The following is a 16,170-nucleotide window of genomic DNA, read 5'->3' as shown; positions in this document are numbered from 1 at the left end:
GAGTTTCTCAATTTAGATCAATTATAAGAGAGGTGTACGACATATGTTTCCGAAGATTAAAACAATGAAAGTAGTTCCTGTTGCAGGCTACGACGGCTTTTTGCTTAACCTCAGTGGCGGCCATGCACCCTGGTTTATTCGCTGTGTGGTTATTCTTGAAGATGATGCCGGTAACCAAGGCGTTGGTGAGATTCCTTCCAGTGGCGGCATTCTTAAGGGGCTGGAGCAGTGCCGCGCGTTAGTAGAAGGCTCGCAGATCAATAATATTAAGCACACCCTTAATCAGGTGCGGCTGCAATTGGCGCAGAACGGACGGGAAGAGCGGGGCCGTCAAACGTTTGATTTGCGCGTAGCGGTGCATGTCATCACGGGGATTGAATCGGCGCTATTAGACCTCTATGGGCAGGCACTGCAACTGCCCGTAGCTGACCTGCTCGGCCAGTATGGTCGTCAGCGTGATGAAGTAGAGGCATTGGGCTACCTGTTTTTATTGGGTGACCCTGGCAAAACAGACCTACCGTATCCTCAAGCGCAGAACCCTCAGGACACCTGGGACGAAATACGCTACCAAGAAGCCCTGACACCCGAAGCCGTGGCTAATTTAGCCAAAGCCGCCTATGAGCGTTATGGGTTTAAAGACTTCAAGCTAAAGGGCGGTGTATTACGTGGGGAAGAGGAGGCCGATTGCATTCGCGCGCTCCATGAAGCGTTCCCAGATGCTCGATTGACGCTTGATCCCAACGGTGCCTGGAGGCTTGATGAAGCGGTGCGAGTTCTGGAGCCGATTAAACACCTGCTTAGCTACGCCGAAGATCCCTGTGGCCAAGAAGAGGGCTACTCTGGGCGTGAGACGATGGCCGAGTTTAAGAAGCGCACTGGCCTGCCTACGGCTACCAATATGATTGCGACAGATTTTAAACAGCTGCAGTACGCCGTCCAGCTCAATTCCGTTGATATACCTTTGGCAGATTGTCATTTCTGGACGATGCAAGGTGCGGTTAAAGTGGGTGAGCTTTGCAACGAGTGGGGCATGACCTGGGGCTCTCATAGCAATAACCACTTCGATATTTCGCTCGCCATGATGACCCACGTTGCCGCTGCCTGCCCAGGCGACATCACCGCGATTGATACTCACTGGATTTGGCAAGATGGACAGAGAATCACTAAAGACCCTTTGCTTATCCGCGATGGCAAGCTAAAGGTGTCAACGACTCCAGGGTTAGGTGTTGAGTTGGATGAAGATAAACTCATGGAGGCACATAATCTCTATAGGTCGCTTGATACCACGCAGCGAAATGATGCCATGGCCATGCAGTTCCTGATTCCTGGTTGGGAGTTTGATCCGAAAAGGGCCGCTTTGGTTCGCTGACCCCCTCCTCGGTCTTGTATGGATTCGGTGGGCTGGGAAGTGTTGAAAGCACACTGTTGGAAACTGGCCTGCTACTAACACGTATTTTCCATTAGCAGGCCAGGAAATTAACGGTAGGGTCGTGAGCCAACAGCAATACACTTTGATCTTTAGTTAGTTGCTGCTGCCCGGCATGCGTCTGCTACTTTGGTTTAAATTTTGATAGTTCTACTTGCGCCATGCTTCGCCGATACTTATCTTTCTAGTTGTATGATGTATTACATAGGATGTTGACCGGCTGATGTCTGCTCACTCAATGGTCAACGCATTCACAAAGAGGGCGTAACGTGACGTTTTCAAGAGAAGCAGTAACCAATGCCATCGGCGATGGCTTGCTATCGTTCCCCATCACGGACTTCGATAGTCAGGGCCGTTTTGATGAAGCGAGCTATCGCAAGCGGCTTGAGTGGTTCATTAGCCACGAGATTTCCGCGGTCTTTGTCGCGGGTGGAACGGGGGAGTTTTTCAGTCTTTCTCTAGAGGAATATCGCGAAATTGTTCGCGTGGCGGTCGAGGTGATTGACGGACGTTTGCCGGTGATTGCCAGTGCTGGCTTAAGCGTAGAGACAGGCAAAGCCTTTGCAAAAGCGGCTGAAGAGGCGGGCGCCGATGGCATTCTGTTGATGCCACCTTACCTGACAGAGTGCCCACAGGATGGCTTAGTCGAGTATGCACGCCAAATTTGTGATGCCACTTCAATCAACGTGATTTATTACAACCGTGGCAATGGCATTTTGAATGCCTCATCGGTTCAGCAACTCGCCGACCACTGCGCTAACTTGGTGGGGCTAAAAGATGGAAAAGGCGATATCCAAGCACTCAACAAGATCGTCAAAACTGTTGGCGACCGATTGGTGTATATCGGCGGCGTGCCCACGGCGGAAATTTTTGCTGAAGCTTACGTCTCCATTGGCGTGAATACTTACTCTTCTGCCGTTTTCAACTTCGTACCGGAAATGGCGGTAACGTTTTACAAGGAGTTACGCAAAGGCAATAAAGAAGTTGTGAAGCAGATCACCAATGACTTTTTTATTCCTTTCGTGGATCTCAGGGATCGAAAAGCAGGCTATGCAGTGAGCCTCATCAAAGCAGGCGCTGACATTGTCGGTCGACCTGCAGGCAGTGTCCGCGCACCGCTGGCTATGCCCACTAAAGATGAGTGCCAGCAGCTTGAAGCGCTTATCGATGTAGCAAAGAAGTACTAACCCACTACTAGCTATTACTAACAGTTAGTAAGCAATTGCCAATAATAAGAGGATGTTAGACATGCGCACACACAATAACTGCATGAGCGACAGCGCTATGAAAACCAGCTCATTGAAAATCCGTTCTTTGAAAACTATGTTGCCCACCGCTGGCGTAATGGCACTTATAGCCTTTGCACTGCCTGCTCAAGCAGATAACTGGCGTGGTTGGAACATCCATCCTGACGGCTATCCTAATACAGTAGCGTTAGAAGAGTTTGCTGACGCGGTGGCGGAACAAACGGAAGGCCGTATTACTCCACGTGTTTATAACAACGCCGTGCTGGGTGACCAATCAGACGCCATTGAGCAGACTCGTAACGGGGCATTGGATTTTGCCAATTTTAATATGGGGCCGATGGGGCCCATCGTGCCAGAAACCAACGTATTCTCGTTACCCTTCCTGTTCAATGACGTTGAACATATGCATACAGTAATGGACGGAGAAATTGGCGAGCGCTTTGCCGACGCTTTAGAAGATAAAGGGTTGGTGGTACTTTCATGGTTCGATTCGGGTGCTCGCAGCATTTATAACACCCAACGCCCTATTAAAACTCCTGAAGATGTTAAAGGCTTAAAGATTCGGGTAATGAATAACGATCTTTACGTCGATATGATCGCCGCCATGGGTGGTAATGCCACGCCGATGTCTTATGGTGAAGTGTATCAGAGCTTAACCACCGGCGTGCTCGATGGTGCTGAAAATAACTATCCCTCTTTTGAGTCAAGCAACCACTATGAAGCGACGGGCTACTACTCGTTAACCGAGCACTTAATTATTCCTGAGTGCTTGTGTGTGGCTAAAGCAAGTTGGGAAAAACTCTCACAAGAAGATCAGGAAATTGTTCGTGAAGTAGCCGAAGAGGCTTCCAAACGTCAGCGTGAGCTATGGGTAGAAAGCTCGGAAGAGAGTCGTCAGATCGTCCTCGACCACGGCGTAGAGATTAACGAAGTGGACGATAAAGCCGCCTTCCAGTCACTTATGGAACCCATGTATGAAGATTTTATTGCTAATAATCCTGGCACAGGTGAGCTGATCGAAGAAATTCGCGCCACCGAGTAAATTTGTCGCCCACACGCTTCCGGCAGTTAATCGCTGTCGGAAGTTGAGAAGGATATGTGCCGTGAGTAACGAACTTGAATCGCCCGTCGATAAGGAAGACGTGGAAGAGAGCAGCTCGCTGAATCGAATCTTAGATGGTGTCGCCAGCTTATGTATTCTTATTGCGGGGATCTTGCTAGTCACTCTTATTATAATATTTGGGTGGTTAGTTTTCGGCCGGTATGTGCTAAACAATACGCCTACTTGGGTTGAGCAAGCCTCGTTAGTACTGGTTGTTTATATCACCTGCTTAGGCGCGGCGGCTGGGGTTAGGCATCACACCCATCTGAATATTGATTTTATACGTGAGGGCTTTACCGGTCCTTTGCGTAGCTTAATGTACCATCTTGCTGATCTTTTTATTCTATCGTTTGGCGGCTTTATGGCCTTCCAAGGCTGGACACTGGTGATGACCAACTTGGAACGCGCTATTCCTATGATAGGACTATCAGAAAGCTGGCGTGCGGCTCCGCTAGTTATCTGCGGTGTGTTGATCATGCTATTTGCTGCGGCGGATATAGCGCAGCGCTTAATGTCTCGAAAAGTTAAGAGGGTATAAACGATGGGGCTTATTATTCTTTTCGGGATCTTTTTCCTAGGTCTGATAGTTGGCGCGCCGGTTGCGTTTGCCGTTGGCTTGGCCGCTGTTGTTACCTTTCTGTATGAAGGCTTGCCGTTGTTTGTGGCCTTTCAACGCATTCTCTCGGGTATTTCCGTGTTTTCATTGTTAGCTATCCCGTTCTTTATCTTTGCCGGTGAGCTGATGATGCACGGTGGTATCTCCACTCGGCTTGTGCGCTTGGCATCGGCGATGGTAGGTAAGGTGCGTGGCGGTTTGGGAATGGTGAACATTAGTTCTTCCATGCTGTTCGGGGGAATCTCCGGTTCGGCAGTGGCGGACACATCGGCGTTAGGTTCTATCCTAATCCCGGTGATGAAAGAGAAGGGATACGATGCCGACTATGCCGTGAACGTAACTGTCACCTCGTCGGTAGCCGGCGTGGTTATTCCTCCTAGCCATAATATGATTCTTTATGCGGTAGCGGCAGGCGGTGGTATCTCGGTCACCCAGCTGTTTATCGCCGGTATTGTTCCCGGTATTTTAATGTGCCTTAGCTTAGCGGTTGCGGCGTATATTGTAGCGGTGAAGCGTGGTTATAAGGGCGAAGCTTTCCCTGGCTGGTATGCGTTGATGATCAGTTTTTTCGCCTCCTTACCTGGCCTGATGACTGCAGTGATTATCGTCGGCGGGGTGCTTTCGGGCATTCTGACCGTGACAGAATCCGGTGCCTTCGGGGCTATCTACGCTATTGTAGTAACCGGTCTGGTTTATCGTGAATTGACCTGGGCCTCTTTTAAAGCCGCTGTTGTTCAGTCGGTAAAAACCACCTCGCTGGTGATGATTTTAGTTGGGTGTGCATCGGCATTCTCTTACCTGTTGGCGCTCTACAATGTGCCGGAAATGCTGACCACAGGGTTAATGGCTATTTCCGATAAGCCGCTGGTTATTTTCCTTATGCTTAATATCATCCTGTTGATTTTAGGCATGATTATGGACATGGCGGCGTTAATCCTTATTTGTACGCCTATTTTCCTGCCGGTAGCCATGCAGTTCGGCATGGATCCGATCCAATTCGGCATTATTTTGATGATGAACTTGGGGCTAGGGCTGTGTACACCCCCCGTAGGTGCCTGTCTGTTTGTCGGCTGTGTGATCGGCAAAATCAAAATCGAGGAAGCGGTACGCACTATTTGGCCGTTCTTCTTAGCACTGTTTGCAGCCTTAATGCTGGTGACTTACGTACCCGCTATCTCTTTGACGTTACCCAGCTTTTTCCAATAAGGGCGCTTTCAAAAAGCCGCTAACAAGGATAGATCAATTATGAAAGTCGTCGCCGTAAACACCCATATACTCGATTACCAACTTGAGACGGCGTTTGAGAGTGCTTCCATGCACTTTTCGCGCCGCCAACACTGCCTGGTCGAAATCGTCTGCGATGATGGCACCATCGGCTGGGGCGAGTGCTTAGGGCCGGCTAAGCCCAACGCAGCGATTGTGGAGGTCTACGCCCAGTCCCTAATAGGCGAAGACCCGCTGCAAACGGAAAAAGTTTGGCTAACGCTCTATAACCGACTGCGCGACCAAGGCCAGCGCGGGTTAACGGTCACGGCATTAAGCGGTATTGATATTGCGTTGTGGGATATCAAAGGCAAGCACTTTGGCGTGCCGATCTCAACACTGCTGGGCGGGCGCTTCCGTGAGAGCGTACGTGCTTATGCAACCGGTTCGTTCGCCCGGGCTGGAGTTGATCGGGTAACCGATATTGCCGCCGAAGTGGCAGGCTATCGCCGTGAAGGTTTTCACGCCGTCAAGATTAAAATCGGCTTCGACGTTGAGGAAGATCTGGAAGTGATTGCCGCCGTGCGTGAGGCCATTGGGTCGGATATGCGCATGATGATCGATGCCAATCACGGGTATGACTACCTGGAAGCGATCGAACTGGGTCAGCGTGCAGCGCCATTTGGCATTGATTGGTTCGAAGAGCCTGTCCTGCCCGAGCAAATTTCCACCTACGAAGCCGTTCGCGCCGGTCAACCGATTCCCGTCGCTAGTGGTGAAAACTGGCACGGGCGCTATGCCATGCAGGAGCCTTTGTCCCGCCGTGCGGTAGATATTGTGCAACCGGATATTTGTGGTGTCGGTGGCTTTAGCGAAATGCGCCGTGTCGCTGATATGGCGGCCATGCACGGCGTGCGTTTGGTGCCCCACGTATGGGGTACAGCGGTGTGTTTGGCAGCAAGCTTGCAGTTTATGGCTGCGCTGCCGCCCAACCCGCCGCGCCGCAAACCTATCGAACCCATTATGGAATTCGACCGTACCGAGAACCCCTTCCGCCAGGCTATTGTTCAAACACCTCTAGAACATCACCAGGGCGTGATGACGATTCCGGATGGTCCGGGGTTGGGTATTGAAATTAATCGCGATGCGCTATCCACCTACGCTCTTAGGGAGAAATAATCGTGTCTATCCCCGCCAATACACGTCCATTAACCGGTACGCATCCACGCTTGAAGGCGCCCGCAGGGGCAACCGATTGCCACGTTCACTTGTACCTACCCGGCTATGAAGCGCAGCCAGGCGGCCCCAAGATTCCTGAACTGGCAACGGTTGCCGATTACCAAGCCCTTCAAAAGTGGCTCTCGCTAGAGCGTGTTGTGGTGACCCAGCCCAATGCATACCAGTTTGATAACCGAGCGATTTTACAAGGCGTGGCGGAAATCGGACAGGAGCGCGCCCGGGCGATCGTGGCGGTAGCGCCGGATGCCTCTGAATCAGAGATCGAAGCAATGCACACCCAAGGCGCTCGTGGCGCCAGGATTATGCAGCTACCCGGTGGCGCTGTGGGAATAGACGGGCTGGCAGAGGTTGAAGAGCGCATACGTGCGTTCGGCTGGCACTTGATGGTGCAGTTTAATGGCCGTGAGATAGGCGATTACATGGCCACGCTGAAAGCGATCAAAACTGATTACATCATCGATCATATTGGCAAATTTATGCCGCCTGTAGCTGCCGATGATTCCCGCGTTGATCAAATAGTGAGCCTGCTGGATCGTGGTAATGCGTGGATAAAAATCTGCGGGGGTTATGAAACCAGCCTAAGCGGTGGGCCTGAGTATGCCGATGTCGGCCCCATCGCCAAGCGGCTTATCGAGCATGCCCCCGAGCGTGTGATCTGGGGTTCAAACTGGCCGCATGTCGGTGTACCCAGGATGCAGTATCCCGACGATGCCGAACAGCTTGATGTATTGCTGCATTGGGCAGATGAGAGCACCCGCCAAAAGATCCTGGTGGATAACCCTGCCGCGCTTTACGGCTTCTAAGACAGCTCGTCATTTTATGACTTTTGCAAAATAGTAAGGAGTTCATATGTTAAATCGAATTTTAGTGACCGGCGCGGCCGGAGGTCTGGGCAAAAGCCTGCGGCCTCATTTATCCAAACTCGCTAAGCATATTCGGCTCTCCGATATTGCTGATTTAGGAACTGCCGGTGAGGGGGAAGAGCTGGTTCAAGCCGATCTTAGCGATATGCAAGCGGTGGCGGATCTAGTGCGCGATTGTGATGGCATCGTTCACTTGGGGGGAATGTCGGTAGAGAGCCCTTGGGAGTCGATTTTGCAGGCCAATATCATGGGTACTTACCACCTTTATGAAGCGGCCCGAAAACAGGGTAAACCGCGGATAGTGTTTGCCAGCTCCAACCACACCATCGGTTTTTATGAGCGTAATCAACTGATCGACACCCAGGTAGTGCAAAAGCCCGACTCATTGTATGGCGTATCAAAATGCTTTGGAGAAAACCTCGCTAGCCTGTATCACGACAAATTTGGGGTAGAGACCCTGAGCGTTAGAATTGGCTCCTGCTTCGATAAGCCTGCCGATACCCGCATGATGGCCACTTGGCTAAGTCTGGCGGATTTCGTCAGTCTATTGCAGCGTGCTTTTGTAACACCGCGTTTAGGGTATACGGTGATCTACGGGGCATCAGATAATGCTGAAAAGTGGTGGGACAATTCCCATGCCGGTTTTTTAGGCTGGGTACCTAAAGACAGCTCTGAACCTTGGCGGGAAGAGACCGAGCAGCAGGATCATGATATTGATGGCAATGATTTAGCCGTGCGCTATCAGGGCGGTAAATTCACCAAATCAGGCCACCCTGACGACGTTTGATGGTACTTAAAAGAGGTAGGTTGTACGATATAATACAACCTGGACTTTAACGAAGGATAGCTTTCATGGCCAAACCTAGCGCAACGGCATCTGCCCTAAAACCGCTTCAAGTAAGTAAAGTGACGCAGCAGGGAAGCTTGTCCGTGCACGTGGCTGACCAATTGGAAGCGTTGATTACTCAGGGTAAAGTCGCGGTGGGAGAGAAACTGCCCACTGAGAACAGCCTTTGTGACTCCTTTGGAGTTAGCCGCACGGTGATTCGCGAGGCGATTACGCATCTTAAATCCCTAGGGCTGGTGGAGACCCGGCGTGGAGTAGGTACCTCTGTGCTGCGCTCTTCCACGGTAGAGGCACGGCCTGCAGAGCGCATAAATCCCACTACCGTGGAAGATATCTTGCACCTGCTGGAACTGCGGCTAACCTTAGAGCCAGCGGCGGCTGAACTGGCTGCCTTACGCTATGACGATGAAGATCGTCAGCGACTTGAGGCGCAGCACCTTGCCTTTAGCAATGCGTATACTGCAAAGACCCAAGCTCGCGAAGAGGATTATCTGTTTCACTTTGCGATTGCCACGGCGACCAAAAATCCCTTCTTCCAATCTTTTTACAAGCAGTGGAGTCAGAGCGTTATTCCCCGTGCCAAGCTGCTGAGTATTGATATTAACCCGATCTCCTCTGAGCGCTATTTAGAGCGAGTTCAGGAAGAGCACAGCTATATTCTCGAAGCTATTCTTTCCCGCGATACGCAAGCTGCCCGCGAAACGATGTTTCAGCACCTTAACCGGGCGCGCAACACGTATGCCCAGTATCTTGAAAAGTAGTATCGCGGACAGTAGCAAAGTGACAAGTGGTATTACGCCCAGTGATATCACTGACCATATGAGGAGCGATGTATGACAATGCGAGGCGAAATGCTGATCGGTCAACAATCAGTGACCGGCACCCAGGCCAACATTCAAGCGGTTAACCCCGCCACCGGCGAAAAGCTAGAACCTATTTATGTCGGCGGCAATCGAGCTCACGTTGAGCAAGCCTGCGAACTGGCTGAAACGGCCTACGCCACTTACCGCGAAACGTCTCTCGAAGAGCGGGCGACCTTTTTAGAAACCATCGCTAGCGAAATTGAAGCGATTGGCAGTGAGCTGATTGAGCGAGCTATGGCCGAAACCGGCCTGCCTCAAGCGCGTATCGAGGGCGAACGGGGCAGAACCTGCGGTCAACTGCGTTTATTCGCTTCAGTCGTACGTGCCGGTGAGTGGCTTGATGTACGTATCGATCCTGCGATGCCGGATCGCCAGCCGCTGCCCCGCGCCGACCTGCGTCAGCGCCATATCGCCCTGGGCCCAGTCGCTGTATTCGGCGCCAGCAACTTTCCGCTAGCATTTTCGGTGGCAGGTGGTGATACCGCTTCAGCCCTGGCTGCTGGCTGCCCGGTCGTAGTGAAGGGCCACTCAGCGCACCCAGGCACTTCGGAGCTTGTCGGGCAGGCGATCCAAAAAGCTGTAAAAGCCTGTAATTTACCGGAAGGCGTGTTCTCACTGCTTTTTGGTGCCGGTAACGAAATCGGCCAAGCGCTAGTTGACGATCCGCGCATTCAAGCCGTTGGTTTCACCGGCTCGCGCAGTGGTGGTATGGCGCTAATGAAAACGGCGCAAGCACGGCCCCAGCCGATCCCGGTCTACGCTGAGATGAGCAGCATTAACCCTGTTTTCTTACTACCGGCGGCGCTAAAAGCCCGCGGTAAAGAGCTAGGTGAGGCGTTTGTCGGTTCGCTCAATATGGGCGCGGGCCAGTTCTGCACCAACCCCGGTCTGGTGATCGCGGTAAAAGGCCCTGAATTGGACGCCTTCATTGAGGCTGCACGTGGTGCAGTGGAAGCTAGCGGTGCGCAAACCATGCTGTCGCCGGGTATCCACCGTGCCTATCAAGAGGGCGTGACCAGCCTAAGCGACGCAGCCGAGGCACGTGAAATCGCCCGAGGCCAAACCGGCAGCGAGTATCAGTGCCAAACGGGCCTGTTTGCTGCATCAGCGAGCGATTTCCTCGCATCAAACGCGCTGCAAGCGGAAGTGTTTGGGGCCACCTCGCTGGTGGTTGAGTGCGAAGATGCGTCGGAAGTTAAACGCGTGGCTGAACAGCTGGAAGGCCAGCTCACCGCCACACTGCATATGGACGATGCCGACCTGGATGCCGCTAAAGCGCTGCTGCCCACCCTTGAGCGTAAAGCAGGACGTATTCTCGCCAATGGTTGGCCTACCGGTGTCGAGGTTTGTCACGCCATGGTGCACGGCGGGCCGTTCCCGGCGACGTCTGATTCGCGTACGACCTCAGTCGGTTCAGCGGCTATTCATCGCTTCTTACGGCCGGTTTGTTACCAGTCCCTGCCTGAAGGCTTGCTTCCCGATGCGCTTAAAGAGGGCAACCCGCTTAAAGTATCGCGGTTAGTTGACGGAAAACGCGAACTTTAAAAGTAACTGCCACTATTGCAGTCAAAAAGCAGGCAATGATTGCCTGCTTTTTTTAGTGCGGTTTTAAAGACAGATTTAAGAAAATAATCAATAAGAAGAGTGAGTTAGGTGATTCTATGAGTGATAATATTACTATTTCTCTACAACAAGCCGAAGCGTTGAGTCACAAGGTGCTCACCCATAATGGCTTTAGCCAGCCCCACGCTGACGCGATTACGCGCAGCGTCATGGCGGCCCAGCGAGATGAATGCCATTCCCACGGTTTATACCGGCTGATTGGCTGTGTCCAAACCGCCTTGAACGGCGGAGTTGATACCCAAGCCGAGCCGACCATCACTGACCAAGCCACAAGTGTCGTCAAGGTTAATGCCAATAAGGGCTGCTCGCTGCTGTCGTTTGAAATGGGTAAGCCGCATTTGGTTGAGAAAGCTAAACGCAGTGGAATTGCGGCGCTGGCGATTAACAACAGCTTTCACTTCTCCGCCCTGTGGCCCGAAGTGGAAGCGCTTTCAGCAGAAGGGCTGGTAGCGTTGGCCATGACACCCAGCCACGCCTTTGTGGCTCCGGCGGGTGGTACTTCGCCGCTTTTTGGCACCAACCCCATCGCTTTCTCTTGGCCCCGTCCAGGGAATACGCCCTATACGTTTGACTTTGCCACCAGCGTGGTCGCCCGTGGCGAGATAGAGCTACATCGGCGAGCGGGTAAGTCGATCCCCGAGGGGTGGGCGATCGATAGTGAGGGGAACTCGACGACTGACCCGGTGGCCGCACTCGCTGGCGCGATGTTGCCCTTTGGCAGTTATAAAGGCTCGGCGCTTTCCACCATGGTGGAGCTGTTGGCGGGCCCACTGATTGGCGACCTGCTAGGCCATGAAACCCAAGCAGCGAATGCAGAGAAAACCGGCAAGCCTTTTCATGGCGAACTAATTATCGCGATGTCGCCTGAGGCTTTTCTAGGTAAGGACGCAGCGAGCCATCTCAAACACGCTGAAGCCCTTTTCGAAGGCATTCTGGTCCAAGGTGCGCGCTTGCCTTCCCAGCGCCGCTTTGAGGCAAGAGCGCGAAGCCAAGTCGATGGCCTTACTCTCCCCAAAGCGCTGTATGACGAGCTCAACGCACTGACTGTTCAATAACGGCGTTACCCATAATGGGATGAAGCAATCATGCTTGAAATATTAGCCATCACCACGCCGATCTTTTTAATTATCGGAATGGGCTTTGTGGCTATGCGCTTGAGGATCGTTAGCCGCGAGCAGATGCAGGGTGTCGGCAGCTTCGTGATGTACTTTGCGCTACCTGCGTTAGTGATCCGTGCCCTGACGCAAAACCCGCTTGAGGAGGTATTTAACGTCGATTATTTATTGGCCTATGGATTAGGGTCGGCGATCATCTTCTCACTGGCTTTAGGGCTAGCTGTTTTTATCAAGAAAAAAACCCTGCAAAACGGCGCTATGTTTGCCCTGGGGATGTCGGCCTCCAATAGTGCCTTCACCGGCTATCCCGTTGCGGCAATGGTGTTAGGGCCGCCGGCGGTTACGTTTATGACGTTAAGTATGATTATTGAGAATCTGCTGATCATACCCGCCGCGTTGATACTGGCAGAGATGGGACGACAGTCGGGGGGCGGACTTGCTTGCACGCTTAAGCAGACGGCGAGTCGGCTGATAAGAAATCCTGTCTTGATGGCCATTTTTATAGGCGTAGTGATCGCCTTATCGGGGTTTAGCTTGCCAGGCCCAGTGACCAAGGCGATTGATATGGTGGCTAACGCGGCTGGCCCGGCGGCACTTTTTGTTATCGGGGGAGCAATCTATGGTCTCCATGTACGTGGTGTGGTCATGGATGTCAGCCAAATTGTGGTGGGTAAACTCATTCTCCATCCGTTGGCCATCGTGTTGGCTTTTTTAATCATGCCTACGTCAGATCCACTGCTGCTTGCGGGAGCGATTCTTTTCGCTGCCGCACCCATGGCGAGTATCTATCCACTGTTAGGCCAGCGTTACGGCATGGCAGACGTTGCCGCAGGCGCCTTAATGGCCGCTACCCTGGCGTCTTTTGTGACGTTCAGTGTGGTGATTGGGCTGATGCGTTATTTCGGGGTGCTCGTTTAGTAGTCTTTTTTTACGCTTTTTGCTGGGGGTGTTCAAAAACTGTCTAGACTCGTTGAGTGGGCTTCACTATTGCAAGCCAACTCAGCCTATAGGGATAGGGTACTTTTCTGGGCTTTCTAGCAGCCTGGGTGCGAACAAAAACAAACTGGAGAGCATTCCCATGGAGACCCTCGAATTACTCATTGCCCCACTACGCGATGGTCTTTATACCATCATGATGCCCGTCAGTAACTTTATCTGGAGTTACATACTTGTCTATCTGCTGCTAGGCGCTGGCTTGCTGTTTACCATCATGACCCGGGGTATGCAGTTTCGCCTTTTCAGGCATATGGCCTATGTTACCTTCACCGCCCGTGGTGCTGGGGATGGCATCAGCGGCTTTCAGGCGTTTGCTACGTCGATGGCGGCGCGGGTTGGTACCGGTAATTTAGCGGGGGTGGCCTTGGCGCTTTGGGTTGGTGGGCCGGGGGCGATTTTCTGGATGTGGGTGACCGCGTTGCTTGGGTTTGCCACCGCTTTTATCGAATCGACTCTGGCCCAGGTCTATAAGCATCGCAATGAGGATGGCGTATTTCGCGGCGGACCTGCCTACTACATCGAGCGTTGTCTGGGATGGCGTTGGCTAGGTGCGCTGTTCGCGGTGTTTCTGATTATTGCTTACGGCTTAGCGTTTAACGCCGCGCAATCAAATACCATTGCGCAAGGCATGAACGGCGCCTTTGGAATACCCAATTGGCTCACCGGCGTGGTGATTGCCATCCTGGCAGGCTTGGTCATTTATGGCGGCCTCAAATCGGTGGCGCGCACCGCCGAGAAGATCGTCCCGGCAATGGCGATTGCGTATCTGCTAGTCGCGCTATGGATTCTGGTAAATAACCTTTCTGCCGTACCCGATATGCTCTCGCTGATAGTGATGAGTGCCTTTGGCCTAGGCCCTGCGGTGGGTGGTGCTGCGGGCTACGCGATTAAAGCGGCGATGGAAAATGGTGTCAAGCGCGGCCTGTTCTCCAACGAAGCGGGCATGGGCTCAACCCCTAATGCGGCCGCTCAGGCGACGGTTAAGCACCCTGCGGCCCAGGGGCTGGTGCAATCCTTTGGAGTGTTCGTTGATACCATTGTGATCTGTAGCTGCACGGCGGTGGTGATTCTGCTCTCCGGTGTTTATGAGCGACTGATGTCGGAGTCTCCAGGAGACAGCATCGAAGGCATTCAGCTTACTCAAGATGCCATGGTCGACCACTTAGGCGGCTTTGGGGAGATATTTATCGCTTTGGCGATTCTGTTTTTTGCTTTCACCTCTATTTTGGCCAACTTTTCATTCTCATCGGTGAATATTGAATTTCTATTCCGCCGCCACGCCGCAAAGGCGGTAAGCGTGTTCAAGGTAATTATTATCGCCATGGTGCTGCTGGGTTCCGTCGCTGAACTGAGCGTGGTCTGGGACTTTGCCGACCTGGCCATGGGGCTAATGGCAACCACTAACCTGTTTGCCATTCTGATCATGGGGCCGATTGCCGTCGGCGTGCTAAAAGATTATGAGCGTCAGCGCCGCGAGGGTATTAAAGAGCCAATATTTGACCCGGTCATTCTTAAACGCCCTGAACTGGTGGATGCGGATGTATGGCCAGTGAAAGAGTCAAAAGAAGTAAAGGAAGGGTCGGTATTTAACGCCCTGCTTCAATAAACGCCTTCGCTCTGGGATCCTGCATATAGGCAACGTTGAGCCGCAGCCAGGGCGTCGGCTGATTATCAACGAAAAATAAGTGCCCCGGCGATAGGGTAATTTCCCAGCGGTTGGCCAGTTCGCTCAGTGTTTCAGGCGTTATGGCCGTCGGTGGTTTTGCCCACACAAACATCCCGCCAGCCGGTTGGGTATATACCTCCCAGCCAGCATTGTTAAGCATCGTTAGTGCCATCGCCATTTGATTGGCCAGTTTGATGCGCAGCCGCTCGGTGAGCTTCCTATAGCTGCCGTTTTGCAGCATGACGGTGACCACCTGCTCGGCAAACCGTGAAGCCGAAATGCTGGTCAACATCTTGATATCCACTAAGCGCTGCACCAACGTTGTTGGCGCGGCGATAAAACCGACTCGCAGTGAGGAGGAGAGGCTTTTCGAAAAGCTGCCTAGATAAAACACCCGATTTAAGCCATCTAGTGTTGCCAGGCGCGTGGTGGGGGTGTGCTGAAAATCCGCGTAGATATCGTCTTCAATAATCTGAAAATCGTGCTGTTCGGCTAACTGTAAAACCCGGTGCGCAATCGCCGCGGTGAGCGTGCTGCCCGTAGGGTTATGAAACACGCTGTTGATATACAACAGCTTAGGGCGGTACTGGGCTAGCAACGCCTCCAGGCGCTCAATATCCGGCCCGTCCGCCAGACGCGGCACGCCAATCACGCGAATGCGCTGCAAGTGCAGCAGGCCAAACAGATTGTAATAGCCCGGCGTCTCTACAAATACCACGTCGCCGGGCTCAAGCAGCATTCTTACCAGCAAATCCAACGAATGGCTGCCGCCGCCGGTCATCACGATCTGCTGGGCGTCAGCGGTAATCGCCAGTGGGCGCAAGCGTTCCTGGATCAAACCGCGCAACTCCTGGGGCCCTTGAGGGGTGCTGTACTCGAAGATTCCCGAACGGCTTTTACGTGCCACTTGGCGAATGGCGTGGGTGAGATCGTCGCCTTCGCGCCAATCACTGGGCAGCCAGCCGCAGCCGAGTTTTAGCGTGTGCTCATTCGCACTAAAAAGCCCCCACAGCCCGTTGGTGACCTCTTCCAAGCCGTTCGCTGTGGTCGGTGGTGACACCAGCGCTGCCGCGTTATCCGCGACGTAAAACCCTGAGCCCGGTTGTGAGCGCACTAATCCAGATGCCACAAGTCGTTCGTAGGCTTCAATCACTGTGTTACGGCTGATGTGATGGGTGGCCGCTAAATGGCGAATAGAGGGCAACCGGCGGCCACCACCGGCACCGTGTGCTGCAATCCAAGTACGAATGCCCGCTTCGAGCTGCTGCGCGATGGGAGTTGCAGAGTGCCGATTAACCTCTAGCTGCATAACATGCCTTGTCGTTTCAACTGTTCGCTAAAAGGGCGGAACAGTGTCTGAAAAG

14 protein-coding genes are annotated in these 16,170 nt (G+C 52.8%); 13 read left to right on the top strand and 1 reads right to left on the bottom strand.

Translation table 11 applies throughout. From position 1 onward, the window contains the following. The first annotated feature begins 43 nt into the window (after nucleotides 1-43). The 13 genes from KUC_RS01680 (at nucleotide 44) to KUC_RS01620 (ending at nucleotide 14,746) form a co-directional block, all read left to right on the top strand. Nucleotides 44-1,369, top strand: a complete 1,326-nt coding sequence (locus KUC_RS01680) for an enolase C-terminal domain-like protein (protein ID WP_007111333.1) — start codon at nucleotides 44-46, stop codon at nucleotides 1,367-1,369. A gap of 326 nt (nucleotides 1,370-1,695) precedes the next feature. Beyond that, the gene (gene kdgD, locus KUC_RS01675) at nucleotides 1,696-2,613 is read left to right on the top strand and encodes a 5-dehydro-4-deoxyglucarate dehydratase (protein ID WP_007111332.1); all 918 of its coding nucleotides are present in this window, start codon (nucleotides 1,696-1,698) and stop codon (nucleotides 2,611-2,613) included. Between the two features lie 136 nt (nucleotides 2,614-2,749). After that, nucleotides 2,750-3,715, top strand: coding sequence for a TRAP transporter substrate-binding protein (locus KUC_RS01670; protein WP_371827730.1), 966 nt, complete (start codon nucleotides 2,750-2,752; stop codon nucleotides 3,713-3,715). Between the two features lie 61 nt (nucleotides 3,716-3,776). Continuing rightward, nucleotides 3,777-4,313, top strand: a complete 537-nt coding sequence (locus KUC_RS01665) for a TRAP transporter small permease (protein ID WP_040479199.1) — start codon at nucleotides 3,777-3,779, stop codon at nucleotides 4,311-4,313. A gap of 3 nt (nucleotides 4,314-4,316) precedes the next feature. Next, a complete protein-coding gene (locus KUC_RS01660; protein ID WP_007111329.1) occupies nucleotides 4,317-5,597 on the top strand; it encodes a TRAP transporter large permease in 1,281 nt (426 codons plus the stop codon). 39 nt (nucleotides 5,598-5,636) lie between these two features. After that, nucleotides 5,637-6,773 (top strand): mandelate racemase/muconate lactonizing enzyme family protein, encoded by a 1,137-nt coding sequence (locus KUC_RS01655; protein WP_007111328.1) that lies wholly within the window; start codon nucleotides 5,637-5,639, stop codon nucleotides 6,771-6,773. Beyond that, nucleotides 6,773-7,636, top strand: a complete 864-nt coding sequence (locus tag KUC_RS01650) for an amidohydrolase family protein (RefSeq protein WP_040479197.1) — start codon at nucleotides 6,773-6,775, stop codon at nucleotides 7,634-7,636. Before KUC_RS01655 ends, KUC_RS01650 begins: the two co-directional genes overlap by 1 nt. A gap of 46 nt (nucleotides 7,637-7,682) precedes the next feature. Beyond that, a complete protein-coding gene (locus KUC_RS01645; protein ID WP_007111326.1) occupies nucleotides 7,683-8,483 on the top strand; it encodes an NAD-dependent epimerase/dehydratase family protein in 801 nt (266 codons plus the stop codon). Nucleotides 8,484-8,548: 65 nt separating this feature from the next. Then, entirely contained in the window at nucleotides 8,549-9,304 is a 756-nt protein-coding gene (locus KUC_RS01640) for a FadR/GntR family transcriptional regulator (RefSeq protein ID WP_040479195.1), read from the top strand. Between the two features lie 72 nt (nucleotides 9,305-9,376). After that, nucleotides 9,377-10,951 (top strand): aldehyde dehydrogenase (NADP(+)), encoded by a 1,575-nt coding sequence (locus KUC_RS01635; protein WP_040479193.1) that lies wholly within the window; start codon nucleotides 9,377-9,379, stop codon nucleotides 10,949-10,951. 116 nt (nucleotides 10,952-11,067) lie between these two features. Continuing rightward, a complete protein-coding gene (locus KUC_RS01630; RefSeq protein WP_007111323.1) occupies nucleotides 11,068-12,084 on the top strand; it encodes an Ldh family oxidoreductase in 1,017 nt (338 codons plus the stop codon). A gap of 30 nt (nucleotides 12,085-12,114) precedes the next feature. Next, the gene (locus KUC_RS01625; protein WP_007111322.1) at nucleotides 12,115-13,062 is read left to right on the top strand and encodes an AEC family transporter; all 948 of its coding nucleotides are present in this window, start codon (nucleotides 12,115-12,117) and stop codon (nucleotides 13,060-13,062) included. Nucleotides 13,063-13,222: 160 nt separating this feature from the next. Beyond that, nucleotides 13,223-14,746 (top strand): alanine/glycine:cation symporter family protein, encoded by a 1,524-nt coding sequence (locus KUC_RS01620; RefSeq protein WP_007111321.1) that lies wholly within the window; start codon nucleotides 13,223-13,225, stop codon nucleotides 14,744-14,746. Here the strand turns inward: KUC_RS01620 and KUC_RS01615 are convergent. Beyond that, a complete protein-coding gene (locus KUC_RS01615) occupies nucleotides 14,727-16,115 on the bottom strand; it encodes an aminotransferase-like domain-containing protein (RefSeq protein WP_007111320.1) in 1,389 nt (462 codons plus the stop codon). The two genes, KUC_RS01620 and KUC_RS01615, sit on opposite strands and share 20 nt — an antisense overlap. Nucleotides 16,116-16,170 lie beyond the last annotated feature (55 nt).

Source organism: Vreelandella boliviensis LC1, from assembly GCF_000236035.1.
GTDB lineage: Bacteria > Pseudomonadota > Gammaproteobacteria > Pseudomonadales > Halomonadaceae > Vreelandella > Vreelandella boliviensis.
This window is presented reverse-complemented; position numbering and strand designations above follow the sequence as displayed.